Annotated in this window: 25 protein-coding genes and 2 pseudogenes; 14 read left to right on the top strand and 13 right to left on the bottom strand. The window is 65.6% G+C overall.

Going from position 1 to position 23,168, the window contains the following annotated elements; all coding sequences use genetic code 11:
• Window positions 1-46 precede the first annotated feature (46 nt).
• From ACFK0J_RS15710 to ACFK0J_RS15695, 4 genes are all read right to left on the bottom strand, one after another.
• Window positions 47-595: a GNAT family N-acetyltransferase gene (locus ACFK0J_RS15710; RefSeq protein WP_378740830.1), complete on the bottom strand. Its 549-nt coding sequence runs from the start codon at window positions 593-595 to the stop codon at window positions 47-49.
• Window positions 596-646: 51 nt separating this feature from the next.
• The gene (locus tag ACFK0J_RS15705) at window positions 647-829 is read right to left on the bottom strand and encodes a hypothetical protein (protein ID WP_378740827.1); all 183 of its coding nucleotides are present in this window, start codon (window positions 827-829) and stop codon (window positions 647-649) included.
• A 270-nt stretch (window positions 830-1,099) separates the two neighbouring features.
• Entirely contained in the window at window positions 1,100-1,504 is a 405-nt protein-coding gene (locus tag ACFK0J_RS15700) for a hypothetical protein (RefSeq protein ID WP_378740825.1), read from the bottom strand.
• Between the two features lie 328 nt (window positions 1,505-1,832).
• Entirely contained in the window at window positions 1,833-2,012 is a 180-nt protein-coding gene (locus ACFK0J_RS15695; RefSeq protein WP_378740824.1) for a hypothetical protein, read from the bottom strand.
• Between the two features lie 180 nt (window positions 2,013-2,192).
• Here ACFK0J_RS15695 and ACFK0J_RS15690 point away from each other — a divergent pair, with 180 nt between their 5' ends.
• Window positions 2,193-2,777, top strand: a complete 585-nt coding sequence (locus ACFK0J_RS15690) for a GNAT family N-acetyltransferase (protein WP_378740822.1) — start codon at window positions 2,193-2,195, stop codon at window positions 2,775-2,777.
• Here ACFK0J_RS15690 and ACFK0J_RS15685 read toward each other — a convergent pair.
• Window positions 2,760-3,179 carry a DUF2000 family protein gene (locus tag ACFK0J_RS15685; protein WP_378740820.1) on the bottom strand — a complete coding sequence of 140 codons (420 nt, stop codon included), beginning with the start codon at window positions 3,177-3,179 and terminating at the stop codon, window positions 2,760-2,762. The two genes, ACFK0J_RS15690 and ACFK0J_RS15685, sit on opposite strands and share 18 nt — an antisense overlap.
• Before the next feature lie 50 nt (window positions 3,180-3,229).
• Between ACFK0J_RS15685 and ACFK0J_RS15680 the strand changes: the two genes are divergently transcribed.
• The 3 genes from ACFK0J_RS15680 to ACFK0J_RS15670 all read left to right on the top strand — a co-directional run bounded on the left by ACFK0J_RS15680 (window position 3,230) and on the right by ACFK0J_RS15670 (window position 6,167).
• Complete coding sequence (locus tag ACFK0J_RS15680; RefSeq protein ID WP_378740818.1) at window positions 3,230-4,036, top strand: AraC family transcriptional regulator; 807 nt, start codon at window positions 3,230-3,232, stop codon at window positions 4,034-4,036.
• 266 nt (window positions 4,037-4,302) lie between these two features.
• Window positions 4,303-5,034 (top strand): alpha/beta hydrolase, encoded by a 732-nt coding sequence (locus ACFK0J_RS15675; RefSeq protein ID WP_378740815.1) that lies wholly within the window; start codon window positions 4,303-4,305, stop codon window positions 5,032-5,034.
• A 395-nt stretch (window positions 5,035-5,429) separates the two neighbouring features.
• Window positions 5,430-6,167, top strand: coding sequence for an Ig-like domain-containing protein (locus ACFK0J_RS15670; protein WP_378740813.1), 738 nt, complete (start codon window positions 5,430-5,432; stop codon window positions 6,165-6,167).
• Between the two features lie 137 nt (window positions 6,168-6,304).
• Here ACFK0J_RS15670 and ACFK0J_RS15665 read toward each other — a convergent pair whose 3' ends face one another.
• On the bottom strand, window positions 6,305-7,291 hold the full coding sequence (locus ACFK0J_RS15665) for a LysR family transcriptional regulator (RefSeq protein ID WP_378740810.1): 987 nt from the start codon (window positions 7,289-7,291) through the stop codon (window positions 6,305-6,307).
• A gap of 58 nt (window positions 7,292-7,349) precedes the next feature.
• On the opposite strand from ACFK0J_RS15665, the gene ACFK0J_RS15660 reads away from it, so the two are divergent.
• The 4 genes from ACFK0J_RS15660 to ACFK0J_RS15645 all read left to right on the top strand — a co-directional run bounded on the left by ACFK0J_RS15660 (window position 7,350) and on the right by ACFK0J_RS15645 (window position 11,378).
• Entirely contained in the window at window positions 7,350-8,567 is a 1,218-nt protein-coding gene (locus ACFK0J_RS15660; protein ID WP_378740807.1) for an MFS transporter, read from the top strand.
• 42 nt (window positions 8,568-8,609) lie between these two features.
• The gene (locus tag ACFK0J_RS15655) at window positions 8,610-9,041 is read left to right on the top strand and encodes a PPOX class F420-dependent oxidoreductase (RefSeq protein ID WP_378740804.1); all 432 of its coding nucleotides are present in this window, start codon (window positions 8,610-8,612) and stop codon (window positions 9,039-9,041) included.
• Between the two features lie 178 nt (window positions 9,042-9,219).
• Window positions 9,220-9,924 carry a hypothetical protein gene (locus ACFK0J_RS15650; protein ID WP_378740802.1) on the top strand — a complete coding sequence of 235 codons (705 nt, stop codon included), beginning with the start codon at window positions 9,220-9,222 and terminating at the stop codon, window positions 9,922-9,924.
• A 785-nt stretch (window positions 9,925-10,709) separates the two neighbouring features.
• The gene (locus ACFK0J_RS15645) at window positions 10,710-11,378 is read left to right on the top strand and encodes a dioxygenase (RefSeq protein WP_378740800.1); all 669 of its coding nucleotides are present in this window, start codon (window positions 10,710-10,712) and stop codon (window positions 11,376-11,378) included.
• 188 nt (window positions 11,379-11,566) lie between these two features.
• On the opposite strand, the gene ACFK0J_RS15640 is transcribed toward ACFK0J_RS15645, so the two are convergent.
• On the bottom strand, window positions 11,567-11,824 hold the full coding sequence (locus ACFK0J_RS15640) for a hypothetical protein (protein WP_378740799.1): 258 nt from the start codon (window positions 11,822-11,824) through the stop codon (window positions 11,567-11,569).
• Between the two features lie 122 nt (window positions 11,825-11,946).
• Here ACFK0J_RS15640 and ACFK0J_RS15635 point away from each other — a divergent pair.
• Window positions 11,947-12,518, top strand: a pseudogene (locus ACFK0J_RS15635) (class I SAM-dependent methyltransferase).
• 81 nt (window positions 12,519-12,599) lie between these two features.
• Here the strand turns inward: ACFK0J_RS15635 and ACFK0J_RS15630 are convergent.
• The 5 genes and pseudogenes from ACFK0J_RS15630 to ACFK0J_RS15610 all read right to left on the bottom strand — a co-directional run bounded on the left by ACFK0J_RS15630 (window position 12,600) and on the right by ACFK0J_RS15610 (window position 16,963).
• Window positions 12,600-12,755, bottom strand: a complete 156-nt coding sequence (locus ACFK0J_RS15630; RefSeq protein ID WP_378743417.1) for a hypothetical protein — start codon at window positions 12,753-12,755, stop codon at window positions 12,600-12,602.
• Window positions 12,756-12,783: 28 nt separating this feature from the next.
• Window positions 12,784-13,002, bottom strand: a pseudogene (locus ACFK0J_RS15625) (SAM-dependent methyltransferase); the annotation flags it as partial.
• 65 nt (window positions 13,003-13,067) lie between these two features.
• Complete coding sequence (locus ACFK0J_RS15620) at window positions 13,068-13,859, bottom strand: ESX secretion-associated protein EspG (protein ID WP_378740797.1); 792 nt, start codon at window positions 13,857-13,859, stop codon at window positions 13,068-13,070.
• Complete coding sequence (locus ACFK0J_RS15615; RefSeq protein ID WP_378740795.1) at window positions 13,856-15,823, bottom strand: hypothetical protein; 1,968 nt, start codon at window positions 15,821-15,823, stop codon at window positions 13,856-13,858. Before ACFK0J_RS15615 ends, ACFK0J_RS15620 begins: the two co-directional genes overlap by 4 nt.
• Before the next feature lie 621 nt (window positions 15,824-16,444).
• Entirely contained in the window at window positions 16,445-16,963 is a 519-nt protein-coding gene (locus ACFK0J_RS15610; RefSeq protein ID WP_378740793.1) for a hypothetical protein, read from the bottom strand.
• On the opposite strand from ACFK0J_RS15610, the gene ACFK0J_RS15605 reads away from it, so the two are divergent.
• The 4 genes from ACFK0J_RS15605 to ACFK0J_RS15590 all read left to right on the top strand — a co-directional run bounded on the left by ACFK0J_RS15605 (window position 16,962) and on the right by ACFK0J_RS15590 (window position 19,944).
• Window positions 16,962-17,627: a TetR/AcrR family transcriptional regulator gene (locus ACFK0J_RS15605; RefSeq protein ID WP_378740791.1), complete on the top strand. Its 666-nt coding sequence runs from the start codon at window positions 16,962-16,964 to the stop codon at window positions 17,625-17,627. The genes ACFK0J_RS15610 and ACFK0J_RS15605 overlap by 2 nt on opposite strands.
• A gap of 146 nt (window positions 17,628-17,773) precedes the next feature.
• The gene (locus ACFK0J_RS15600) at window positions 17,774-18,190 is read left to right on the top strand and encodes a CBS domain-containing protein (protein ID WP_218476825.1); all 417 of its coding nucleotides are present in this window, start codon (window positions 17,774-17,776) and stop codon (window positions 18,188-18,190) included.
• A gap of 94 nt (window positions 18,191-18,284) precedes the next feature.
• The gene (locus ACFK0J_RS15595; protein WP_378740789.1) at window positions 18,285-18,749 is read left to right on the top strand and encodes a nuclear transport factor 2 family protein; all 465 of its coding nucleotides are present in this window, start codon (window positions 18,285-18,287) and stop codon (window positions 18,747-18,749) included.
• A gap of 220 nt (window positions 18,750-18,969) precedes the next feature.
• Window positions 18,970-19,944 (top strand): alpha/beta hydrolase, encoded by a 975-nt coding sequence (locus ACFK0J_RS15590; RefSeq protein WP_378740787.1) that lies wholly within the window; start codon window positions 18,970-18,972, stop codon window positions 19,942-19,944.
• Between the two features lie 69 nt (window positions 19,945-20,013).
• Here ACFK0J_RS15590 and ACFK0J_RS15585 read toward each other — a convergent pair whose 3' ends face one another.
• On the bottom strand, window positions 20,014-21,420 hold the full coding sequence (locus ACFK0J_RS15585; RefSeq protein ID WP_378740785.1) for a carotenoid oxygenase family protein: 1,407 nt from the start codon (window positions 21,418-21,420) through the stop codon (window positions 20,014-20,016).
• A gap of 437 nt (window positions 21,421-21,857) precedes the next feature.
• On the opposite strand from ACFK0J_RS15585, the gene ACFK0J_RS15580 reads away from it, so the two are divergent.
• Window positions 21,858-23,057: a PucR family transcriptional regulator gene (locus ACFK0J_RS15580; RefSeq protein ID WP_378740783.1), complete on the top strand. Its 1,200-nt coding sequence runs from the start codon at window positions 21,858-21,860 to the stop codon at window positions 23,055-23,057.
• Window positions 23,058-23,168: the final 111 nt, after the last annotated feature.

Below are 23,168 nucleotides of genomic sequence, written 5' to 3'. Positions count from 1 at the left end.
AATCGCCGAAGATTGCGTGATCCACTGTCGGCGATACTGCGCGAACTCAACTGGCGGGTGTGACCGGGGACCACAGGCCGAGCCACTGCTCGGCGCCGTACTCCTCGAACCGCTCCACCTCGGTGAACCCCAGCTTCGCTGCTAGGCGCATGGCGCGGTCGTTGGCGGTCTGGGTGCAGAGCAGCAGCGGCTCGCTGGGCAGTGCGGCAGCGAACCAGTCGAGTGCCGCTGTGCACGCCTCGGCGGCATACCCGTGTCCCCACGCCTCCGGCAACAGCAGGTAACCGAGCTCGGCATCGCCCGCATGCGGTCGGATGTGACCCGGACGCTGCGTGTCGCGCCGATCGAGGGTGATCATGCCGATCATCGTCCCGTCGTGATCGATGACGAAAAGGCCAGGGCGCCGCCCGGGCACCTCAGGCATCTCGCGGTCGAGCTCAGCACGCGGTCGAGGACCACCGATGTAGGTGCCCACCTCGGGCGAGGCGAACAGTTCGATGAACGCCGCACGGTCCCGGGCCTCGGATTCGCGGAGCACCAGCCGCTCGGTCCTGATCGGGGAAGGTGGCCAGGCGACGGGTCCGAGCTCAGTCATGGCGGGCAACTTATCGCAGCCAGACAGGCGATTCCGAGTCCGGGTGGCCGGTCAGAGGCAGTGTCGAGGCTGAGTGCCGAACAGCGACTGAATGTAGAACAGGATCGGATCGATTTTTCCGACGCAGGACGGCGGGATCTCCGCGGAACCCGTCGAAGCCACGGCAGTGCTCGTCTGGGCCGCGGCTGCACCGGCCGATGCGAACTGGATCGGAACGAACAGCGTGGTCGCCACGGCGACCACAGCCAGAGTTCTCCGCATAAGTCTCCTACCCTCGGTTGCGCGCCCGGCGATGCCTCCTCCCACGGAAACGCTATCTATGCCAGCCACAGACACGAAGCCACCACTTTTCGGGTCCGCCCGCCGAACTGACGTACTCCAGAGCTCCGCCACGGCACGGGTTTTCAACGGCTACGCGGTCGTATCCCGGGTTCGGCGGGTGGTGGCTGTGTCGCGGGGTCCGAAGAGGACCCCGCGATCAGTTGTGCTGCGCCCCGGCGTTGGTCAGGCGTCGAGGGCCGCGGTGATCTTGTGGGCCATCGCGGTCACGGCGGGGTTGGGCTGGGGCTTGGCGGTTGAGGTGGCGGCTTGGATCGCGACCAGGACGGTGGCGCGGTAGTTGTCGGCCTCGACCGGATGCTGCTGGCCGAGCAGACGCATGGCGGCGGTCAGGGCGGGCAGGACGTGGTCGGCGAGTTCGGGTACGGATTTGCCGGGCAGGTGGATGTCTTTGGTCTTGGCGGCCAGTACGTGTCCGACCAGTCCGGTTGCCGAGGTCAAGGCGACCGAGCCGTGGGTGATTGCCTTGTGTGGGGCACCGGCGGCGCTCATCAGCGAGACCGCGCCGTAGGCGGCGGTGCGCAGGGTGGCCTTGTCCTGGTCGGTCAGGGTGATGGTGGTGCTGGACATGTCGTGTACTCCTCGAAATCGGTTGTGGCAGTGACCGGCTCCGTTGCCGGTGCCGGTCGCTGTGTTCGATGTACACACTCTCGCCGGACCGACTGACACCGCGCTGACACACACCTGACGCTTCCCCTGACACCACGCACGCTTCTGTCGCAAACACCGTGATCGACTCCGTGGCGGCTGCTTCTGACCGTCGCCGACGTGGTTCGGCATCCCATTGACGTGCTCATGGGCGCGGTGGTGTCGAACGACCTAAGTCGGGTCGGCGATGCGCAGAGGGTGTAGGCGGTGTTCTGCTCCAAGCTCGAACACCATTGCATCGCAACGGTACTCACCACATCAGAAAGATCGCCGCTTGACCCACGACGTAGCCGATGACCACCGCGGCCACACCACCGAGCGCCACTACAAGCCAGGACTTGCCGCGCCACCGAAGTGTCACCACGACGAGGGTGGTGAGCACGAGAATTCCGACGAGCAAAGCTACGGCCGGTGCGTAATTGGACTCCACGATGGTCGAATCGGCTTTTCGCGGGTCGACGTTTCACCTAGCTGTCGTTGACGGTGCCCTCAACTGGGCCGTTGCTCCATGCCAGAGTGAGCCCGCCGGTGACTGCGGCGAAGTCGTGTTCGAGGCCTCGCACGAATATGTGTAGAGCGGATAGACGGCCGGTGCGTGTGACCATCGCGTATGGATATCTACCTCGAGACCGACCGACTGATACTGCGTCACTTCACCGACAACGACGCCGAGCTGCTCATCGAGCTCGACAGCGACCCCGAGGTAATGCGCTACCTCTCCGGCGGCGTGCCGACCCCGCCGGAGAAGATTCGCAACGAGACCATGCCCCGGCTGCTGAGCCAATACGAGAAGTGGGATGACGCCTACGGCACCTTCGCCGCACAGGAGAAGACCAGCGGCGCGTTCATCGGCTGGTTCATCCTGCGCCCCAAAGCCGAGGGCCCACTCGACGAGGTCGAACTCGGCTACCGGTTCCGCAAGACTGCCTGGGGCAACGGCTACGCGACCGAAGGCTCGACAGCGTTGCTACGCAAAGCATTCACCGAACTCGGGGTGCAGATGGTCTGGGCCGACACGATGTTCGTCAATCGCTCTTCGCGCAACGTCATGGAAAAGCTCGGAATGACCCATGTACAGACGCGCTTTCCCGAGGCACCCCTGATCGAGGGCGCCGAGCACGGAGAGGTCCGCTACGAAATCACCCGCCACGACTGGAAACTCAGCGGTCCGTTCGGTTCACGGATGCATTCGTGAACCTTTGAGTATCTTGTCCACCACGTTGCGTGGTCCGTACACGGCAATGCCGACGAGGTCCAGGTCGTCGGTGCCGACCGCCCGCACCGCGGCGCGATTGTCTCGGTCGTTTCCAGTGGTGAACAGATCGGAAGTGAATACCGCCGTCCGCATCCCCCGCGCCGATGCCTTGCCATGCGCGCCGCGTAGCACCTCCTTGCTGCCCTCGAAGACGAGCACCGGCTGCCGGAACATCGGCAGGTAGATCGTTGCGTCCGCGTCCACGTAGGGTTCCCCGATCACCTCCGGTTGTGCCGTGCCCAGCCCACTGACCAGAAATGCCGTCACATTCAGTCGCTGCCAGGTCTGTAGGTCCGCACGCAGCAGTACCGCAATCTTCGTGTCGAATCGCACGTTCTCCATGCCGATGACTCTCGCGCCATCCGGCCCGCCGAGGCTTGTACGATCCTGGCATGGTTGCCGCTGCCGCAGTCGAGCAGGTCAGGGCCTGGCAGCCGCGGGTGCCGGGGATCGTCGAAGTCTTTCACGCCCACTTCATCGGGCACGTCTACCCGATGCACGCCCACAATTCCTGGACGCTGCTGATCGTCGACGACGGCGCGGTCCGCTACGACCTCGACCGGCACGAACACGGCGTCCTCGGCTCCGTGGTCTCGCTGCTTCCACCGCATGTTCCGCACAACGGCCAGGCCGCGACCGAGCACGGGTTCCGCAAGCGCGTTCTGTACCTCGACCCTGCCCATCTCTCCGAGGCGATGATCGGTTGCGCCGTAGACACTCCCACCTTCACCGACCCACTGCTGCACCGCCGCATCCGCCAGTTGCACACGGCACTCACCCACCCCGGTGACGAACTAGAGGCCGCCAGTCGCCTCGCCCTCATCGAGGATCGGCTCCGCGACCTGCTGCGCGGCACCGATCCGCCGACTCGGCGCGCCGATCCCGGGTTGGCGCACCGCCTCCGAGAACTGCTCGATTCCCGCACCCCCGAAGGCATTTCCCTCACCGAGGCCGCGACCATATTGCACGCCGATCCCACCCACCTCATCCGCGCGTTCAGCCGCGAGTTCGGAATGCCACCGCACCAATATCTGATCTCCCGCCGGATCGATCTCGCCCGCCCGCTGTTGCTGGGCGGCACGCCTGCGCGAGACGTGGCCGCCGCCACTGGTTTTCATGACCAGCCGCATCTGATCCGGCACTTCAAACGCATTCTGGGCACGACGCCGGGGCAATACGCACGCAGCGCTGACGGGTGATCTGCAGTCCGCCGACGCTAGGTCGCGAGTCGACCCGACCAGGGATGGAAATTGCCATCGATACGCAGTTCGATACGCAACCGCATCACGGTGAAAACCTGTTGCCGGACCACGGCTACCACTGCTAATTTCCGACGGCCGTGCGAGAGAACGAGGAGGTGGTACCCGTGAACGCAGTATCGACATGGGTGCTCCCCGCTGGGGTCGCGGTCGGGCGATAGGTCGTCCGGGAGCGCCGCTCGAGAGCACTCCCGAAAGGCACGACCATGCAATTCACTTCCGAACAGCGCTTCGACGGCGTCATCGAACGCGAATTCACCCTCGGCGAGATCCCCGGCATCCTGTGGACGCCCGCATCCACCTCCGCGCCGACCCCGCTGATCCTGCTCGGCCCACCTCCGCTCGGCCTGCGCAAGGCGTACTCGCGCCTTGTGGGCAGGGCCCGGCAAGCGATGGCGGCGGGCTGCTCCGCGATCACCATCGAGCTCCCAGGTAATGGTGATCGGCCCCGAATCCCCGTGGTTGAACAGGCGGTCGCCGACTTGCGCCGGGCGCTGGCGGCCGGTGAGCCGGTCACCGACGACATCGTCGACCGGCTGATCCTCCCGCTGCTCGACCCGGCGGTCTCGGAATGGCGTGCCACCCTGGACGCGGTCCTCGCACTGCCCGAAATCGGTGGCCCGGTCGGCTACTCGGGCGGGGTGATCTCCATCGGCGTCCGACTGGCGGTGGTCGAGCCGCGCATCGAGGCCGCCGTTCTGTTCGCCGGAAGTTACGTACCCCGCGCCATCTTCGAGGAAGCCCGGCAGGTCACCATTCCGCTACACGTTCTGCTGCAGTGGGACGACGAAGGAAACGACCGGCAGATGGCGCTGGACCTTTTCGATGCCCTCGGCTCCAAGGAGAAGACGCTGCACGCCAACATGGGCGGGCACACCGGCGTCCCGCAATACGCCGGGGAGGGGGCGGACCGGTTCTTCACCCGGCACCTGAAGTGAGGTCGGCCAGGGTGCCGCTCATCGAGGACAGGAGTCGGCGAGGCCGTGCTGCGGCAGCGTGGATGTCAAACAAGCTGCGCTCCAACATCTCTCGCGAGCAAACTGCGCCGAACCCAGTTCATACGCGCGTGCTGTGCGCGACAATCAGGTATCGGACTATTCGGTCACCGAGCAGGGGGTGGTCCGATACATACACGTGGTTCGAACAATGAAAGTGGCTGAGATCAGCGGCTGTTCAGAACTCAGCCACAGCTCCCTGCACCGTCGGTCGAGGTTTCGGACCGACCCTCGTGAACTGCCACGTCGACAGTGTTGCCGAGGTTGGTGGGACAGACCTAGCGATCGGCTGTCGGAGCCTCCGTTCAGCCGACACGGCAAGAGATCAAGGAGCGAACGTGAGTATGCACAGGTGGCGAGTATTCGCCCGAGCAAGCTGGTTGTTCTTCGCCGTTGCCGCGCTACTGGGCGGCAGCGTCGTATCCGTTGCCGCGCAACCAGATGTCACCGGCACGCCCGGGGCACTCGTCACGCTTCGGGTGGAAGGTGCGACGGCGACAATCTTCGAAGGCACCGTCTTCACCCGCGGGCATGACGTCACAACGCCTTCGGGCGGAACCCATCATTGCGACGGCACCAACAACAACGCGAACCCCAAGCCAGGACCCACGGCGACCAGCGCACTCGATGACGGGGCCAGGCAGAACGGATTCACTTGGGACGGAACCTACTCGACGGAGTTCGACGACTACTTCATCACCCGCATCGCCAACGATGCCCAAACTGCCGACCAGTTCTGGGGCATCTTGCGCAACGGCCAGTTCACCGAGGTCGGTGGCTGCCAGCAGCAGGTCAACCAGTTCGATGAGGTGCTGTTCGCCTTCGACGCGTTCAACAAGTCGCAGTTTCTCCGGCTCGAAGGTCCCCGCACCGCCCGCGTCAACCAGCCCATCACCGTGACCGTCACCGACTCCATCACCGGCAACCCCGCCGTAGGTGCGACGGTGAACGGAGCGACCACCGACGCCAACGGTCTTGCCTCGGTCACATTCACCAGCGTCGGCATGCAACAGGTGAAAGCCGAACACCCGCAGGCAATCCGGTCCAACCGTCTCGAGGTCATGGTTACGCCGTGAGCGACGCCCGTTGAGGTCCCGCGTCGCGATGCGGGGCCTCAACGGGCGGTCAGCAGAACCAGCCGTCGGGACGGAGCGGAGTCCCGATGGCCGGTGCGTAGTGGTCGAAGGAGATGCGGGCGGTGCTGCGGCCGCGATCAGGCTCGATCGCCCGGAACCGATGACGACTCGCTCGAGAACGTGCTGGCGGCCGAGGGCCCCGGTGTTGCCATGCTCGATTGCGGCGCACCGATGCTCGAGGTTCCCGTCGCCCGCAGCGCATCGATCACCGCCTGCAGGCCGCGGGTGCGTGGCTTGTCCCGCCGGATGACCAAGCCGATCGTGCGATGCAGTCGCGGCACGAGCGGCCGGGCCCGGAGGCGCGAACCGGGATCGTTCGCGGGCATCGCCATTTCGGGCAGCACCGCGTAACCGAGTCCCGCGCCCACCAGCTCTTTGATGGCGGCGACGCTACCGAGCTCCATCACCGGTTTCACGGTGCGGCCCGCCCGCGCGAACCACTGGTCGACCAAACGCCTGGTGCTGCCGCCGGATTCGAACAGCACCAGAGGTCGCGCCGCGAGTGCGGCGGGCGTCGGCCGGGCCGGCGGGGCCTCGGCGTCGCAGGCAGCGACCAGCACGAATTCATCCTGCAGCACCGGTGTCACCTCGAACGCCCGGCCAGGCACCGGCAAGGTGACGAAGCCCAGGTCGATGCGGTTGTCGGCCAGCAACTGCAGCAACCGATCGGTATTGCCGGTGTGGACCACGAGTTCCAGTGCGGGAAAGCGGCGGCGCAGATCGCGCAGGATCGGCGGCAGCAGGAATACGCAGGCGGTCTCGCCGGTGCCCACGTGAACAGTGCCCGTGGTCCCCTCGGTGTACCCGGCCATACTCACCAGCGCGCCCGCCACCGCGTCTTCGATACGTGCGGCGTGCCCGAGTAGTTCGGCTCCGGCCGCGGTGGGACGCACGCGTTTGCCGACCCGTTCCAGCAGGACCAGGCCGAGCCGCGTCTCCAGCTGGCGAATCCGCAGGCTGACGGCCGGCTGGGTGATGCCGAGATGCTGCGCGGCCGCCGAGAAACTGCCGCGCTCGGCGACCTTGACGAAGGTGCGCAACTGGTCGAGATCGAGTTCATTCATCACAAAGTCCGCCTTATGGTTCGAATCAGCGCCATCAGCACTACTTATTCTCGGACAGGTGGCGAATGGTGTGACCAGCAGGACGGTGGCCGAGATTCCCCGCAAGGTCGTCGCCTGTCTCGGCGTCTCGCAGCTCGTCTGCTGGGGCGTCAGCTATTACCTGATCGGCATCTTCGGCGACGCGATCGGCGCGGCTCGCGGGTGGGGCGAAACCCTTGTGCAGGGCGGCTTTTCGGTGGCGCTCCTGATGGCCGGTGGGTGCTCGCCGGTCGTCGGGGAATGCATCGATCGGTTCGGCGGCCGACCGGTAATGGTGAGCGGTTCGGTGTTGTCCGCGGTGGGCTGTATCGGCCTCGCGGCAACCGGATCCGTGGCGGGATACTACTTCTCGTGGGTCGTACTCGGGGCGGCGATGCGGTGCACCCTGTACGACGCCGCGTTCGCGACGTTGGCCGGGCTGGGCGGGACTCGGGCCAAGCAGGCGATGTCGCGGATCACACTGCTGGGCGGATTGGCCTCCACCGTCTTCTGGCCGGTGGGTCACGGGCTGGCCGAACTCATGGGTTGGCGCGGGGCGGTTCTGGTGTACGCGGCGTTCGCGCTGTCGACGGTGCCGCTGCACTGGGCGATCCCTAGCCGGAAACCGCTTCACATCACGGAAAGTTCCGCTCCCGCAGTCGATCCCATCAACCCGCCCGGGCGTCGTATCACGGGCGGTCTCTACGCCCTGATCATGGCTGGAGTCGGCTTCCTCGCCTCCGGCATGTCGGCGCACATGATCGGCATCCTGACCGGTCTCGGCTTGGCGACCGGTGCGGCCGTCTGGGTGTCGACACTGCGTGGCATCGCTCAGTCCGTCGCCAGGCTCGTGGAAGTTCTGTTCGGCCGGAGGCTGCGTGCGCTGGATCTCAATGTCGTATCCGTCGGCCTGATCGCGGCGTCGTTCGCCGCGGGATTCGGCGGTCACGTCGCCGTACTGGCGGCCGGGTACGCCGCCCTTTACGGAGCGGGCAACGGGCTGGCCACCATCACCCGCGGCACGTTGCCGCTGGCGCTGTTCGAGCCCCACGGTTACGGCGCACGTGTCGGACGATTACTGCTGCCGAGCTTCCTGCTGTCTGCTGCCGCACCCATTGCCTACGGTGCCGTCATCGAAAGATTCGGCGCGGCAGGCGCTTTGAGCCTGTCCAGCGCCGTCGCGGCCGTCATGGTCGTGGCGTCGATCGCCCTGCGAGCGGCGGCCATCCCCCACTGTCGTAGCACCGCGCTGCGATGAGCCCAGGGAATAGTCGGCGGCCAGGAATCTTTGACATCGGATATGACCTCCACTTCTTACGATCCCCGCGCGCTGCTCGCGAAGAGTCAGCTCGGCGTGCTCGCCACCATCAAATCCGACGGCCGCCCGCAGCTCTCGCCGGTCACCCCCTATTACGACCAGGAAGCCGACGTCATCTACGTATCCATGACCGAGGGCCGCGCCAAGACGGTGAACCTGCGCCGCGACCCACGCGCCGCACTCGAGGTCACCAGCTCGGACGGCTATTCCTGGGCCACCGCGGAGGGCACCGTAACGCTCACCGGCCCCGGAACCGACCCACACGGCCCCGAGGTCGAGGCCCTGGTGGACTACTACCGCAACGCTGCGGGCGAGCACCCCGACTGGGACGAGTATCGCGCGGTCATGGTGTCCGACCGCCGGGTCCTGATGGCATTGACGGTCGAGCACGTGTACGGCGAGAAGATCCGCTGACCCCGATGCCACCTGCTCGACGGAATCGACATACGCGTAGCGGATCTCGAACCCGCTGCGGTGGCGCCGACGCGCCCTCCCACGGCAGCTTCACCCGGCGAGTGGCTCGGCCGAGGTGAATCTGTTCGCGCCCAAGCTGTGCCGATTTTCTGTCGGCGCACATCACTAGTCTACGGTCATGGTCAGACTCGACACGGCATTGCGACGCCTGCTGCGTGAAACCGGAAAGTTGCTACAACAGTACGGGTTTGACGGCACCGAACCCGCCTGGGTAAGGGTCGAGCCCGGCGGTGTCGCATCCGTCGGCCGCACCCGCGTTTCCCGCGCCTGGACCGACGGACAACAGGTGCTCAGCTTCGGCTTGAACCTGAACGCAACACCGACGCCCTGGTGGGAATTCGGCAACTGGCGCAACGTGCGGCTGGGGCTACCGTCCACACCGCTGGAGAAAGCTACCGGCCCGGGCTTGATCGACAACCACACCCTGCCCGCCGAGCTGACCGCGATGTGGTCCCTGCGGCTCGACCCCGAGCAGCAGGGCCAGCACGTGCTGCACACCGACATCGACACCATCCGTGCCGAACTACCCCGGCGCGTACACGCCTACGCACGCCGTGCATTACGGCTGGTCGAGCCGGGACGGTATCTCGACGAGCTGCTCACCCACCGCGCTCTGCAGAGCCGGACCCTGGAAGCGATCGTTGTCCTGCTCGCCGATCGAGGGCCAGGACCACACCTCGACGAAGCGTTCGACCAACTCCGAAAGTGCTCCGTAGAACCAGACGCGTCCATCTATGCCGAAGACGTCATCGCCTACGCACGAAGCCGAGCTGGCGCGCTCGGCCAGATCTTCGATCTCGACAACGAGTGGGAAGCAGGCTGAGGCCGCACGCGGACGCAACTCGCACGCGAGATCCAGCAGGCATGCAGGACCCAACTCGCCACCAGCGACGAATCCGACAGCGACTGAACAGCAGTACCGCCGCGGCCGGGCACCGAGTTTGCGCCCGCCGCGCCTCATTCCGCCGCAACTCGGGCCACGCCGCGCCATCGGATTGACAGCATCCTCGGCAAAATTCAACGCGCACTTATCAAGTGGATCATTACCTGCACGCTGTGCCACCACACTTTCCCACCGAGGTCCAGCGTCATGGTGCCGTATTCGACGAGAACCTGACAAAGTCCTACGAGTTGTCCAGTACGAGATCGGCATCGGTGGGCTACCGCAGTGATACCCGACAACTGGGGAGCACCGGGGACCCGCCGCTGCAGTCGCGCGGTCATCACCAGTTTCCTTATGGCACTGGATATCCCAGCCGCAAATCGACGTCGGGTGTGCGGCGGTTGCCTGGACCGAGGACTCGAATCCTTGCCCGGTCACAGTGAGCGACATATCGTTTGGTCACGTCAGAGCTCGAAATGCATTCGCTGACAACGCGTTTGATTACTGAGCAGCGCACGGCCCGTGCTGCTCAGGTTGCGAGGAGCGCAATGACCGATGGACAAAAGCTGATAGCAATCGGGGCGCGGTAGCACCTTCCTGGCAGCCCTGCTCCCGGCCAGAACGGCTGGCGCGCGCACGGATACATTTCGTCGCCGTCGGGCAGGTAAGCGATGGGTACCCCGCACACTCCGGCCAACCCCTGTTTCTGCGAGGAGATGAACATCATGACCACTCACCACTCTCCGAATGACGACGCCGACATCCCCCAGGCGATTACCCGAAAGCGCCTCCTGCAACTGGGTTTACTGGCGGTACCCGCCGCGGCGGCGGTGACCGCTGGTGCCGCGTCCGGCAGGGGTAACGCGAGCGAAAGTCCGCAGGCCGTGCCGGACGACCTCGAGCCGACCCCGGCCTGCCACGACGGGGACGCACCCACCATTTCGCAGACCGAAGGACCCTACTTCAAGCCGAACTCGCCGCTGCGGAGCGATCTGGTGATTCCCGGCGCGCCGGGCACTCGGCTGACGGTCAGCGGCTATGTGTTCACTCGTTCGTGCCGCCCCGTGGCCAAGGCACTGCTGGATTTCTGGCAGGCCGACAATGCTGGCGCCTACGACAATTCGGGCTACAACTGGCGGGGCCATCAGTTCACCGACGCGAATGGCCGGTTCAACCTGTCGACCATCGTGCCAGGTTTGTACCCGGGTCGGACCCGGCATATCCACGTCAAAGTGCAGGCGCCCAACCAGCGGGTGCTGACCACCCAGCTGTATTTCCCCAATGAGCCGAGAAACAACACCGATTCCATCTTCGACCGGCGGTTGCTGATGACGGTGCGTACCGTGCCCACGGGCAAGGAAGGGACTTTCGACTTCATCCTGAACTTCCGCTGACCAGGGCCGTGCATGCTCAGGGCGTTCGCCTCGGAGCGCCCTGAACGTCCAGTGCGCACTTGCTGATCGGCGCGCGTCAGTCGCGGTATATCGCTACGCGAGCGCCGGTTGCGGTCCCCACACTGAAGGGACCCAAGCATGAGGCCGTACCACGACCCGACGGGCTGAATGAACCGCTCCACGAGCCGCTATAAGGACCGAATGCCCATCAGCGGAAAGGCATTCGGCACGCCGTGCAAGCCGAAACACTCCACGATCAAGGCGTACTCCCGCCCGGCCGGTGCATCGTGATCATGGCATGTCGCCGTCGCACTGGTCAGGTCCCGAGTGATGACGCAGTCCTGCGGCGCAGCCTGAGCCGTGCCGGAACCGACTACCGTCGCGACGCCCAAACCCAACACCGCGGCGGCCGTAACTCGTACGGCGGCGACTATCGGTCTTCTCATTCGAATCCCTCTCGGTGGAAATCGCTCCGAACGCGGTCCTGTGACTTTCGGTTTCCTACATCGCGTTGTTACGACGGACGCAATCCGCTGGGCACGTACCTGCGGCGCGGCTACTTCATGCCATGTCGTTCGGCACGGCGGCCGTCGCGTATGCCGTGCACCGTCCCGACTACGCCCCGGCCGCGGTGTCTTGGGCGCTGAAGTCCGCGCCCGGCCCGCGAGTACTGGATCTCGGGGCCGGAACCGGCAAGCTGACTGGCACGCTGGGCACGCTGGGCGCCGACGTCATCGCGGTAGAGCCCGACCCCGCGATGCTGAGCCAGCTGCGCTGCGCGCTGCCGGAGGTCCGTGTCCTGCCGGGCAGTGCCGAGGCGATACCCCTGCCGGACGGGTCTGTCGACGCCGTGCTCGCCGGAAACGCACTGCACTGGTTCGACATGTCCGTCGCGGGACCCGAAATAGCCAGGGTCCTCGCACCCGGCGGCATCCTGGCCGGTCTATGGAATGTCATAGACAACCCGACTCCCTCGTCGCGACGATCGCGACGCGCGCGGGGATGCTGGTCATGCCAGAACGGGAACGCGAGGCCACGCTCGGCCGGATCCGCGCTTTCCTCGCGAGCAGACCGGAGACCAGCAGCGGCGAATTCACCCTCCCGATGCTGACCGGCGTACTGCGCGCCCGCCAGCTGTGAGAGCCATCGACGGTCCGCGCGTTGGTTGGCCTTCCAGCTTCGCCTCAAATCGGCTGCGCGGCATAAATCTTCCGGCAGTCCTCAGCGGCTGGCGCGCACCACGTGCGGCCCAGTGAAACTCGCCGCCGAACTCGGCACGTCGGCGTACCCGGTGATCAGGTCCCGGGCGGATCGATCGTCGATCCGGGTGAAGCCGAATCCACGCAACTTCTCGTCGCATTCCCGCGGCGACGGCATCGTGCACAGCGTCTTCGGCGAAGCGGGCGCGCGCGGCGATATACAGACGGCGCGGGCCGTTGCTCGCACCGACGTGGCCGGGATGATCCGTATCGGCCGTATCCAATTCCGCCAGTTCACCGTCGGTGACGCCGAGGATACGACCGGCGAGCGGGTCGGTGAAGACCCGTGGTTCGTTCGCGACCTGATGGTAGGCACGTGCGTACGCCGTGGCCAGCGCCGTCCGGCTGGGTCCACTGAGTTCCATGGTCATCAACCTGCCACCGTCCGCCTTCCTGCGCTACCGTGCCGAATGCCGTAGCGAGGGCCGACTTATCCGCGTTCGTCCTTGATCGTCTGAATGACCTTGATTATTTCGGCATTGAGCAGCGCCGTCATTCGGCTGGTGTCGGCGGGCACCGCGACCGGTGGAGCGGTGAACACGGTGACATAGCGTCCGTCGTCGACCAGATCCCGCCAGCCCAAACGGTATCGGGCGATGCCGCGTGGGCCGAATCGAGAACGGCCCTGGATGATTTCGATTGATCCGATCGTGGTGACGGGAGCGCCGAGGAACCGATCGGACCGATGCGCGATCGAGTTCTCGATGGTGTCGGCGTCCACCGATGAGCGGCCGTATGAGTAGTCGAAACCGTCCTCATCGTCGAAAGCCGGCTCGGCGAGCACGATTTCACCCTGCTTTCCGGCCTTCGCCTCGGGCAATTCGGCTATGACGGCGTCCGCCAGCCGGACCGGATCACATTCGGTGACAACGAATCCGCCGCTGTCCCACAATGTCTCACCCGGGAGCTGTTTGACCAGATATCCCCGATCATCCTGCCGCGCCGCCAGCAGTCGGATCAGCGCAGCGGCATCGTCGGGGTCGGCGCTCGAACCAGTGGTTACCAGCCGGATATCCGGCCGGGCGAGCGTTTCGAGAACTCCCTCGAAGGTGCCATCGAGCGACGCGAGCACCCGCTGACGCGTGTCGAGTTTTTCGCGCTCGTGGTCGTCATAGGACTGAGTATTGGTGGTGTAGATGAACGGGGCCGGGAGGGCACCTTCTTTCAGCTCCTCCCACAGCGCCACGAACTCCGTAGTACTGAAACACCAGGTGCGATTCATTGTTCGATCACGGGAACGGCAACCCCCGGCCCCACACCCATTGCTTCGTCGAGATGCTCGGTGGAGTCGAGATACTCCGCACGCTTGTGTTCGCGCTCCTGTCCGGCGCCTGCGCCGTGGGCCGGGGCGCCCGCCGCACCTGGGGCCCCGGGCGCACCCGCGACCGGCATCGCGCCCGCGCGTCCGAGTGCGGCCGCACTCTCGCCGGCCAGACTTGCCCGCGGAAAAAGCTTGGCTTGCGCAGCGTCCCGGTCGAGCAGCGGGTGCTGGGCGGTCGGGCCACCGCTCGCGCTCCCTGGGCCGGGGCCGGGCCCGCCCTTGCTCGGGTCGGCGAGCCCAGCCTTGGGCGGGTCCGCGGTGTGTCCAGTCGGCACCGAGTCCGGTGAGGCGGGAGGTAGCTGACCCAACTGATGGGCCGCCTGCAATGCCTGCTGCGCCGCGGACAGGAACTGTCCACCGGGTTGCGGTGCCTGGGGCGGCGGAGTCTTCGGGCGTTGCGGGGCCGTGGGTTTCGGCTGTGGGGCGGGGTGCGGACCGAGTAGACGCGGCTTGTCCGGTCGCGGGGCGGGATGCGGGCCCAGCAGACGCGGCTTGTCCGGTCGCGGGGCAGGATGCGGGCCCAGCAGACGCGGCTTGTCCGGTCGCGGGGCAGGATGCGGGCCCAGCAGACGCGGCTTGTCCGGTCGCGGGGCAGGATGCGGGCCCAGCAGACGCGGCTTGTCCGGTCGCGGGGCAGGATGCGGACCGAGCAGACGCGGCTTGTCCGGGCGAGGTCCTGGCCCGCCAGCACGAGGTTTATCGCCGGGTGGTGTGCCGGGCTGTCGATGGCCGGGCGGTTGGCCCGCACCAGGATTGGCGGGGAGCGGAATCTTCGGCACGTTGCGGGTCGTCTCGTGCAGCCCCCTGACGTACCAGTTCCAGAAGTTCCATCGGTAATGATTGGCGAGTGCGACGGCAACGTTGTAGGGACTGCCTTCGTACAACTCGCCGTCGGCTATCACACGGATGGATTTGTCGCCGCCGAGTGCGAATTCGCGATAGTCGCCGTACGTGGGGGTTATTCCCACGGTTGAATCGACGTGACCCAAATTCATCGACCGGGTAGGTGGCGCCGGGATCGGTGGCATCCTGGTTCGGGTCCAGTCCACCCATTGCGCGGCATACAACAGGTTCTCGCCCATCAAAGTCATGCTCTCGGTCAGGGTCCGGGTGCACGCGACGTAGGTGTTCACCACCGTCGACAACTTCGTGTGGCCCTGGCCTTCCCAATCACCGCCGACATTCGATATACCAGTGGCGAAGTCGGCGAAGGCCTGCTGGAGGTTCGCGGACATTGCCCGCCATTCACCACCGGCGTCGCGGATCGGGGCGGCGTTCATCGTGGTCAGTCCATGGAGCGCGGACCAGGACATGCTCGCGGGCGGCTCTGCCGACACTGTCTGAGTGTCGAGTGGTCTGGTGTCCTTCGCATTGACCGGTGCCCAGTTGTGGCGCTGGAAGTTGTGCCACGGCTTCAGCGGATTGTCCGAGTTGGGTCGGTCGGCGATAGAAGTTTTGGTCTTGCCGATATGCGGCAGCTCTGGCTTCAGTCCGTCGAAGGCGCCGGCGGAATACTGGTCGACCCCGGGATAGGCTTTGCCCGCGGCGCTGATCGTCTGCGCGATCTGAGTCAGTATCTTGCCGTGTGCCTGCAGGGCCATGTCGAGGTTCCCGGCCGCCGCATTGAACTGTCCCGCAAGGCCGATACCCGACATGAGCGCATTGATATCGGCCACCTTGATGTGCGTGAGTCGCTGCTGGACCGCGAGAACCCAGCCGAGCGCGGTGTTGGTCGCCCGCACCGCATTCAGCGCGGCCTGCGGACTGAATTTCAGACGGCCGCCGGCCACCTGCCGCTGGTAACCGGACCACTGCCGCTGAACGGCTTCGATGCTGGACGGCGCAGGCTTCGGTTTCGCACCCATCGACTCTGCCCCCGATCTTCCTAGCCGTTGCGGTCGCTTCACCTGGTCAGGACTTATGTGAAATTACCGACTTCGGTGCGATGGATCATCCGACGGAGAGGGTCTTTTCGGCGAAACCGATTCGGTAGCGGAGACGGCGGAGTCAACCGGTGTGAGGAGCTGAGACTGCGGTGGTACACCGATGGCTCACCGGTGCGTACCACCGGGGTTGACCCTTTTCGTCGCTTTACGATGCGGGCTGGAAGGCTACGGCACCCTGTTGCACGGCTGGCCAGCCACCGAACGAGCAGCCGTCCCGATTCGTTCATCCGCACGGCCGGATCTCTGCCCAGTTGCCGAAGGATGGCGTTCTTGTTTGGCCGGGGAGCATCGACGGTCTTTCCGTGCTGAGCCTCGGTGTCGACCAGGCGGAGCCGTTCTGGAACAGGGTCCTCCCCTCGCCGCTCAACTTGCAGATCCGAATCTCGGGATCGTCGCCGGATGGCGCTCACCGTCTTCGGAGATAGTCCGCAGCGTCCTGCGACGGCCCGATCCGACAACTCCGGATAGGTGCGCATGATCCGCTCACTGCGCCGAACCGGCATCGAAGTGGGCACACCGACCCTGGCGATGTAGCTCCGGTCACTCCCGATCGGGGCTTCGGAGACTGTTCAGCGCCGATCGCGGGTTGCCGGTCCGCTGCCATTCGGCGACTGCCGATCGGCTGCGGAGCGATGTCACCGCCGCCCTAAGGCGCTGGCGCTCAACGGGAATCGGTTCGATGGCGGATCTGGTTTTGCGGACGCGTTCGGGCGCGAAGGGATAGCCGGTGGACAATCCGCGCAGGGCGAGGGTCAGCGCCTCGCCGAGCATGCTCACACCGATCGACAACTGCACCGGCCGGGCATCCGCGTGGACGCCCAGGTGGACGCCGAGAACACCGATGCTCGCGTTCACCGTCAGCGAGAACGCCCAGACCCCGAGGGTGGCGCCCGTGTAGCGCTGCCACAGCACTCCGTCGCGGGTCAGCAGCGTGATCGTGGTGCCACGCCAGGCTCCGAAGGCGAATCCGACGAGTAGGCCGATTGCGATCCAGACGATATCGACGATGCACCGGTGCTCGGCTCGCCGAGCTGGAAGAAACGTAGGATCACCACTCATGCCCAAGATCGTGGATCCGGTCGAACGCCGAAAAGCGGTGGCCGACGCCGTATTTCGGGTCGTCGCACGAGAAGGGGTGGAGCACGCCTCGCTGCGCCGGGTAGCCGAGGAGGCGGGGCTGGTCGTCGGCTCGGTGCGGCACTACTTCGACAGCCATACCGAGTTGCTGAGCTTTACCCTGGCCGAGCTGAATCGGCGGGTGACCGATCGGGTGCTGCACGACCTGGCCGAGATCTTCCCCGAGGGCGTGGTCGTGCAGCAGGTGCCGGGCAGTGTCGCCGAACGGATCCTGGCCGAGCTGTTGCCCGTGGACGAGCAGCGATTCGAAGAGTCGGCGGTGTGGCTGGCCTTCACCACGGCCGCGCGGGCGCGGCCGGAGCTGGCCGACCTGGCGGTGCAGCCATTGGCCGGAGTGCGTTCGCTGGTGCGCCGCGTGCTGTCCACGATGTCCGATGCCGGTGTGTTGCGCGGGACGGTCGGCGATCTCGAGCAGGAGACCGATCGACTCGCCGCCCTGCTGGACGGTTTGGCACTCGCCGCGGTGGTCGATCCGGCCCGACGCGACCCGGATCGGATGCGCGCCACACTGCGGCTGCACCTGGCGAGCCTGGTGGGCAGCGACGTCACCGAGGAAGCGGCACGCGTGCGGACTTCTCCGCGCTGATTTGCCTGGACGCACCGACACTCGCAGCGCACGTATGCGCGATGCCCGGCGCGCCACGCGTGTATCGCTCGGCTGTACGGGTAGGCGCTGAACAGGCCGTCCATCGTGGGTGGCTTGTCGTACCCGACGATTCGAGGAGGCGCTCCATGACTACTGCACGCGACATCATGACCCCCGGTGTCCAATGTGTTCGTTCCAGCGATTCCGTGCTCGACGCGGCACGTAAGATGGCCGACCTGGACATCGGCTCCCTGCCGATCTGCGGCGAGGACAACCAACTTAAGGGCATGCTCACCGATCGCGACATCGTCGTGAAGGTGATTGCGCAGCGCATGGATCCGATCGGCGTAAAGGCCGGGGAGCTGGCCCAAGGCACTCCCGTGATGGTGCAGGCCGACGACGATGTATCGAAGGTGTGCGAGGTGATGTCGCAGCACCAGATCCGCCGAGTTCCCGTGCTGGAGAACGACCAGTTGGTCGGCATCGTCGCGCAAGCCGACGTGGCACGCGAACTCGACAACCCGCAGGCGGGCAGCGTCGTCGAGGCCGTATCACAGGAATGATCGAGCGGGCCTGACCGAGCACGAGTAGTGGTGGCGTACGGCATTACCTCGGAGGTAATCGACGGAGTCCGTTGGCTTGGGCATGGTGGCTGTTATGAGTAATGTCGCGACCAGCGCTACCCGGACCGTCGTCGAAGAACTTCTCCGTCGGATCGGATCGGGTGACCCGGACGCCATCGCCGCGCTGTACGCCCCGGTCAGCGATTGGAAGTTGGATTGGCCCGAGAACGAGCACGGGCGCACCGAGACTCCCTGGATTCGGCACCGTGCCACGCGCGCCGATGCGGCTGCGCACTACCGCGAAATCGCCGAGTACCACCTGCCCGAGCAGAACGGAACCGTGATCGAACGTGTCCTGGTCGACGGCCCGGATGCGGTGGTCCTGGGGGAAATTCGCCAGACTGCCCGGCCCACCGGCCGCGCCTACCGTTCCCGTTTCGCGCTGCACCTCACCGTCGAGAACGACCTCATCACCCGCCACCACGTCTACGAAGACAGCCTCGCCGTTGCTCGTGCGTTCGACACACGAGCACCGGAGTGCGGTACCAACGACCGCTGATCCACAATCGCTTGACCCACAAGATCGCCAATCACGCTGCCCCCGTGGCCCTCTCGTGGGTAGCGAACCGACAAGTGGCAAGTTCTTTCCGGGTCCGACTGTTGCGCTCGCGTCAGGGCTCGCTAGGGTTCACTCCGTATGTCGCACGCACCAGGCGGCGCTAAAGCGTTTGCGGCACAAGTTTGTAGGAGGTACCGGGGTGGGCGCAGCAGCGCGATCTGTGACGGAGCGGGCAATCCGTGGTCGGCTGAAGAAGACCGGTGCGGTCTTGGCGGCGGCTGTGCTGGTGCCGTGGATCGGTGCGGCAGCGGCCACTGCAGCACCGATCCACGCACCGGTATTGCGTGCGCCGGTGGGCGGTTACCAGGATCTGTTCGTGCCGTCCAGCATGGGGCCGATCAAAGTCCAGGTGCAGTGGGCGGCCCGCGGCGGCAGCGCGGCCCTCTACGTGCTCGACGGTCTGCGTGCGCCGGCCGACCACAGTCAGTGGACGACGGATACCGATGCGCTGCGCCAATTCGCAGGCGACAACGTCACATTGGTGTTCCCGGTCGGTGGTCGGTCGAGCTTCTACACCGACTGGTATCGACCGAGTAGCACCAATCAGCAAGCGACGACGTACAAATGGGAAACGTTCCTCACCCGAGAGCTGCCCGCTTTCCTGGAACGGTACGGCGTGTCACGAACCAACAACGCTATCGTCGGTGCCTCCATGGGCGGCAACGCTGCCCTCACGCTGGCCGGCCACCATCGCGACCAGTTCAAGTTCGCCGGATCCTTTTCCGGTTTCGTGCACCCGACATTCCCGTTCTGGAACGAAGCCATGCGCGCCGCCATGTGGGATGAAGGCAACTTCAATGTCGACGATATGTGGGGTCCGGCCGGCGGACCGACCTGGCGCCGCAACGACGCCACCGTGCAAGCAGAGTTGCTCCGTGGTCTGCCGATGTATGTCTCGACAGGAAATGGCCTGCCCGGCCCGCTCGACCTACCGAACGGTGTAGGCAACACGGTCAACGCGATGGTGCTCGAACAGATGACCGCAGCCGCTACCCAGATGTTCCGTGATCGAATCGCGGCAGGCGGAATCACCGCCCGCATCGACATCGCCAACGGAACTCACACCTGGCCGTACTGGCAGCAGGCGATCGCGACGGCACGCCCGATGATCCTCGACGCACTCGGCGTGCACTGACGCGTCCGCCCTGAGCAACCTTCAGCGCCGCAGTTCATTCCGTCTGTCCGACCGCGGTGGCGATCCGGTTCACGTTCGCAGAGCGGTGTCGGGGATCCAGCTGCCGTGGAAGCCATACGGGAGGCGGTGCGGCAGCACGATGCGGGCGGTGGCGGGGCCGGTGATGTCGGCGGCATCGAGGATGATCAGTTCCGAGGGTTGCCCGTCTTTGCCGGTGACCATCGAGATGATCCAGCCGTCGTCTTCGTTGCGCGCGTCGGGTGCGGGGACGAATTCGGGCTCGCCGGGGACTTGGCCGTGGGGGAAGTCCCGTGTCCAGTTCCGGCCGGTGTTTCGGTCGTACTTGATCAGACTCGTTTCGGTGCGGCCGCGCCCGGCGTAGCCGACGATGTAGGTGTAGCGATGCTGTCCGGTGCCGAAGGCGTGGTTGATGGCGGGGAACTCGACAACCCGGTCGTCCAGGTATTCCTCGGACACCGTTCCGGTCGCCGGATTCAAGGTCCATCGGTACAGCGACGCCTCCAACACCAGTTCGGTAGTGGGGCCGATGGAGTGCTGATGGGCGACGAGGCCGCCCAGTCCGGCCCAGCCCCGGTCCCAGTCCGACGCGTCGACGCGGGTGGCCTCGACCACCACATTGCCGTCGGCATCCTCATAGGCGTTGGCGGTATGCGGGATCCAGCACGCGGTGGTGGTGATCCATCGGATATCGGTACCGGTGCCGTGTCGTGGCAACAGCCCGAGCCGGGAGGGCCGCGCGTCGTCCCACACGATGGGGCAGGGATTGAGGGGGAGCAGGTTCAGGTCGTAGGTAGCGGGGGTGTCGTAGACGACGACATAGTGCTCGGTGAGAGCCATGTCGTGCAGGAACATCGGTGCGTCGACTTCGAAGCGCTGATCGGTGACCAGCGTGCCCTCGGCGTCGATGACGTAGTAGTCCACGATCGGCCGCCCCATGTCGTAGCCGAATGCGTGCAACGCCCCGGTCACAGGGTCGTGTTTGGGATGGGCGATCATATTGCCCCGCAGTTTCCCGTCGAACGTCCACGGGCCGAGGGTGTCCAGCTCTGCACTCATTTCGTAGGGCACGCATTGCTCGGACAGCGACAGAATCCGCTGCCCGTGCACTTTCACGTCGGTGTTGTTGGTGGCGAACTCCTGCAATTGACGCCCGGCTTCGTCGAAGGCCAGTTTGCCTTTGGTACCGAACGCGGGCGTGCGGACGTACCGGTTGCGGTACCACTCGGCTTTGCCGTCACGTATCCGGATCCCATGGATCATTCCCGGGGCGAGAAACGCGTGTCCGGAGTCCATTTCCGGGACCGCGTTGATGCCGTTGCGGAAGTATCGTCCCGCGAGTTCCGGAGGTATCGCGCCTTCCACCGGCAAGTGGGTCAGCGTGATCTCGTCGAGCATCGGCTCCATGATGCCGGTGGCATACGCGGTTTTGTGGCTGGTAGCCAGACTATGCGACATACACTGCTCCTTTTCTGATTCCGGAAGGCACGCGGCCGTACGGGCCGGTGTTCGGATCTCGGGGCTCAGCAACGATGTCGGAAGAACCTCGCGGCTCGGCTTTCCGGCGTCACGATCTATCGTGGCACCGGTTCCGAAAAATCACTGTGTGCGCCCGCCGCGATTCGAACTGTTCGCATTGTGCGGGCGAACAACTACGGGTGTGGCCGCCCGATAGTGCGCGGGCGTGTCACCCCGGCGCCCATTGCAAGGGTTGCTACCGTGTTGCCAGGACGTCGGCTGTCGCGACGGTACTGGGTACGACCTACGCACGGTTTCGTCGACAGACTGCACAACTCCGGTTCGCACGGCGGAGAGTCGGCATCGCACCGGCGGAGCGGCTCGCTCCCGCATTCCACGGCGCTCACCGCGATGCCTGTGGCGGAAAGGGCTCATCGATGTCGCTACGCTCGCGACCTTCGCAACCCGAGTCGGTGTTCGCCCCGCTGGCGAGTCGGGTGCCCGACATCGCGCGCACGGCGTTGGCCGATGCGCGGGCCGAGATCCCCGAGATCGCGGCCCTGCCGGATGCCGAATTGGACCGGATCGAACGCTCGATCGCGGACGCGATGAGCCGAATATCCGACCATCTCTGCGGTGCCGAACTGCGGTTGGACTACCTCGACCTGACCGGACGCCAGCGCGCCGAAGCCGGAGTTTCCTTCGGCGCCATCACCGCCCTCATCATGATCTGCTCGCGAACCATGTTGCGTGCGGCGGCGAAGCTGATCCCGCGGACCGACCACGAACTGTCGGTCACCCTCGCCGACCGGCTGTTCACCGCACTCGGTACGGGCACCCAACGGATCCTCGACGGCTACCAACAAGCAGCCGTCGACCGAGCCGAGCACGACCATCACCTCAGCGCGGTCCTTGTCGAGTCGTTGCTCAGTGGTGGCGGTAAGGATCCCGCCGAGCGTGGGTCGGTGGTCGAATCCCTCGGCCTGCCGAGCATCGGAAACTTCCGGGTGGTCGTCGCCACGCCGAAACAACCGGAACCCGCCCTGCGCTTCGAGATGCGGCAGCGCCCCAACGCCCGGATACGCGCGCTATGGCGGCACTCGCCGGAAGAAAGCGTCGGCGTGTTATCTCTGCTGGACACCGATGAACGGCCACTGCGCGAACTGCTCGATACCATCGAGGCCGACCGTATCGGAGTAAGCGCCGCCTACCGGGACATCGGCGACACCGCTACCGCGTTGCGGCAAGCCCGACTGGCACTGGGTTGCCTCAACGGAACTCCTTGCCGGATAGCACATTACGGTGATGACCCACTCGCATTGCTGCTGATGCTGTCCGGGCCGGACGAGGCAGGGGCCATGGCGCGCCGCACCTTCGGCGGGCTGACCTCGCTGCCGAGCAACGATCGCGCACTGCTGCTGGAGACGCTGCGCGCCTGGTCGGACGCGGGCGGATCGACACCGCGGGCCGCTACCGCGTTGCACTGCCACCGCAATACGGTCCGCTACCGGCTGCACCGCATCGAGGAACTGAGCGGCATCACTCTGACCACCCCGGCCGGAACCGCGGAACTACTGGTCGCGCTGCGCGCGGTCGAACTGTTTCCCGAACAACTCGAAAACTTCACGCAGTCATGATCGCCGCCACCGGGGGCACGACTGCGCCTTTGTGCCGGAGACCAAAGCCATCGGTGAAACCTGCGCCCCAGGGCTATCGAAACAGGGACAAGAGGGACACATGCTGGATGC

Source organism: Nocardia brasiliensis, from assembly GCF_042691675.1.
GTDB classification, from domain to species: domain Bacteria; phylum Actinomycetota; class Actinomycetes; order Mycobacteriales; family Mycobacteriaceae; genus Nocardia; species Nocardia brasiliensis_D.
This window is presented reverse-complemented; position numbering and strand designations above follow the sequence as displayed.

Excerpts from the sequence above, each read along its gene's own strand:
- ACFK0J_RS15700 (WP_378740825.1), bottom strand. The coding sequence starts at position 1,504 with ATGTCCAGCACCACCATCACCCTGACCGACCAGGACAAGGCCACCCTG.
- ACFK0J_RS15710 (WP_378740830.1), bottom strand. The coding sequence starts at position 595 with ATGACTGAGCTCGGACCCGTCGCCTGGCCACCTTCCCCGATCAGGACC.
- ACFK0J_RS15640 (WP_378740799.1), bottom strand. The coding sequence starts at position 11,824 with ATGAGAAGACCGATAGTCGCCGCCGTACGAGTTACGGCCGCCGCGGTG.
- ACFK0J_RS15620 (WP_378740797.1), bottom strand. The coding sequence starts at position 13,859 with ATGAATCGCACCTGGTGTTTCAGTACTACGGAGTTCGTGGCGCTGTGG.
- ACFK0J_RS15655 (WP_378740804.1), top strand. The coding sequence starts at position 8,610 with ATGACCTCCACTTCTTACGATCCCCGCGCGCTGCTCGCGAAGAGTCAG.
- ACFK0J_RS15680 (WP_378740818.1), top strand. The coding sequence starts at position 3,230 with ATGGTTGCCGCTGCCGCAGTCGAGCAGGTCAGGGCCTGGCAGCCGCGG.
- ACFK0J_RS15630 (WP_378743417.1), bottom strand. The coding sequence starts at position 12,755 with ATGCCGTCGCCGCGGGAATGCGACGAGAAGTTGCGTGGATTCGGCTTC.
- ACFK0J_RS15585 (WP_378740785.1), bottom strand. The coding sequence starts at position 21,420 with ATGTCGCATAGTCTGGCTACCAGCCACAAAACCGCGTATGCCACCGGC.
- ACFK0J_RS15675 (WP_378740815.1), top strand. The coding sequence starts at position 4,303 with ATGCAATTCACTTCCGAACAGCGCTTCGACGGCGTCATCGAACGCGAA.
- ACFK0J_RS15605 (WP_378740791.1), top strand. The coding sequence starts at position 16,962 with ATGCCCAAGATCGTGGATCCGGTCGAACGCCGAAAAGCGGTGGCCGAC.
- ACFK0J_RS15615 (WP_378740795.1), bottom strand. The coding sequence starts at position 15,823 with ATGGGTGCGAAACCGAAGCCTGCGCCGTCCAGCATCGAAGCCGTTCAG.
- ACFK0J_RS15580 (WP_378740783.1), top strand. The coding sequence starts at position 21,858 with ATGTCGCTACGCTCGCGACCTTCGCAACCCGAGTCGGTGTTCGCCCCG.
- ACFK0J_RS15595 (WP_378740789.1), top strand. The coding sequence starts at position 18,285 with ATGAGTAATGTCGCGACCAGCGCTACCCGGACCGTCGTCGAAGAACTT.
- ACFK0J_RS15600 (WP_218476825.1), top strand. The coding sequence starts at position 17,774 with ATGACTACTGCACGCGACATCATGACCCCCGGTGTCCAATGTGTTCGT.
- ACFK0J_RS15610 (WP_378740793.1), bottom strand. The coding sequence starts at position 16,963 with ATGAGTGGTGATCCTACGTTTCTTCCAGCTCGGCGAGCCGAGCACCGG.
- ACFK0J_RS15665 (WP_378740810.1), bottom strand. The coding sequence starts at position 7,291 with ATGAATGAACTCGATCTCGACCAGTTGCGCACCTTCGTCAAGGTCGCC.
- ACFK0J_RS15645 (WP_378740800.1), top strand. The coding sequence starts at position 10,710 with ATGACCACTCACCACTCTCCGAATGACGACGCCGACATCCCCCAGGCG.
- ACFK0J_RS15690 (WP_378740822.1), top strand. The coding sequence starts at position 2,193 with ATGGATATCTACCTCGAGACCGACCGACTGATACTGCGTCACTTCACC.
- ACFK0J_RS15685 (WP_378740820.1), bottom strand. The coding sequence starts at position 3,179 with ATGGAGAACGTGCGATTCGACACGAAGATTGCGGTACTGCTGCGTGCG.
- ACFK0J_RS15650 (WP_378740802.1), top strand. The coding sequence starts at position 9,220 with ATGGTCAGACTCGACACGGCATTGCGACGCCTGCTGCGTGAAACCGGA.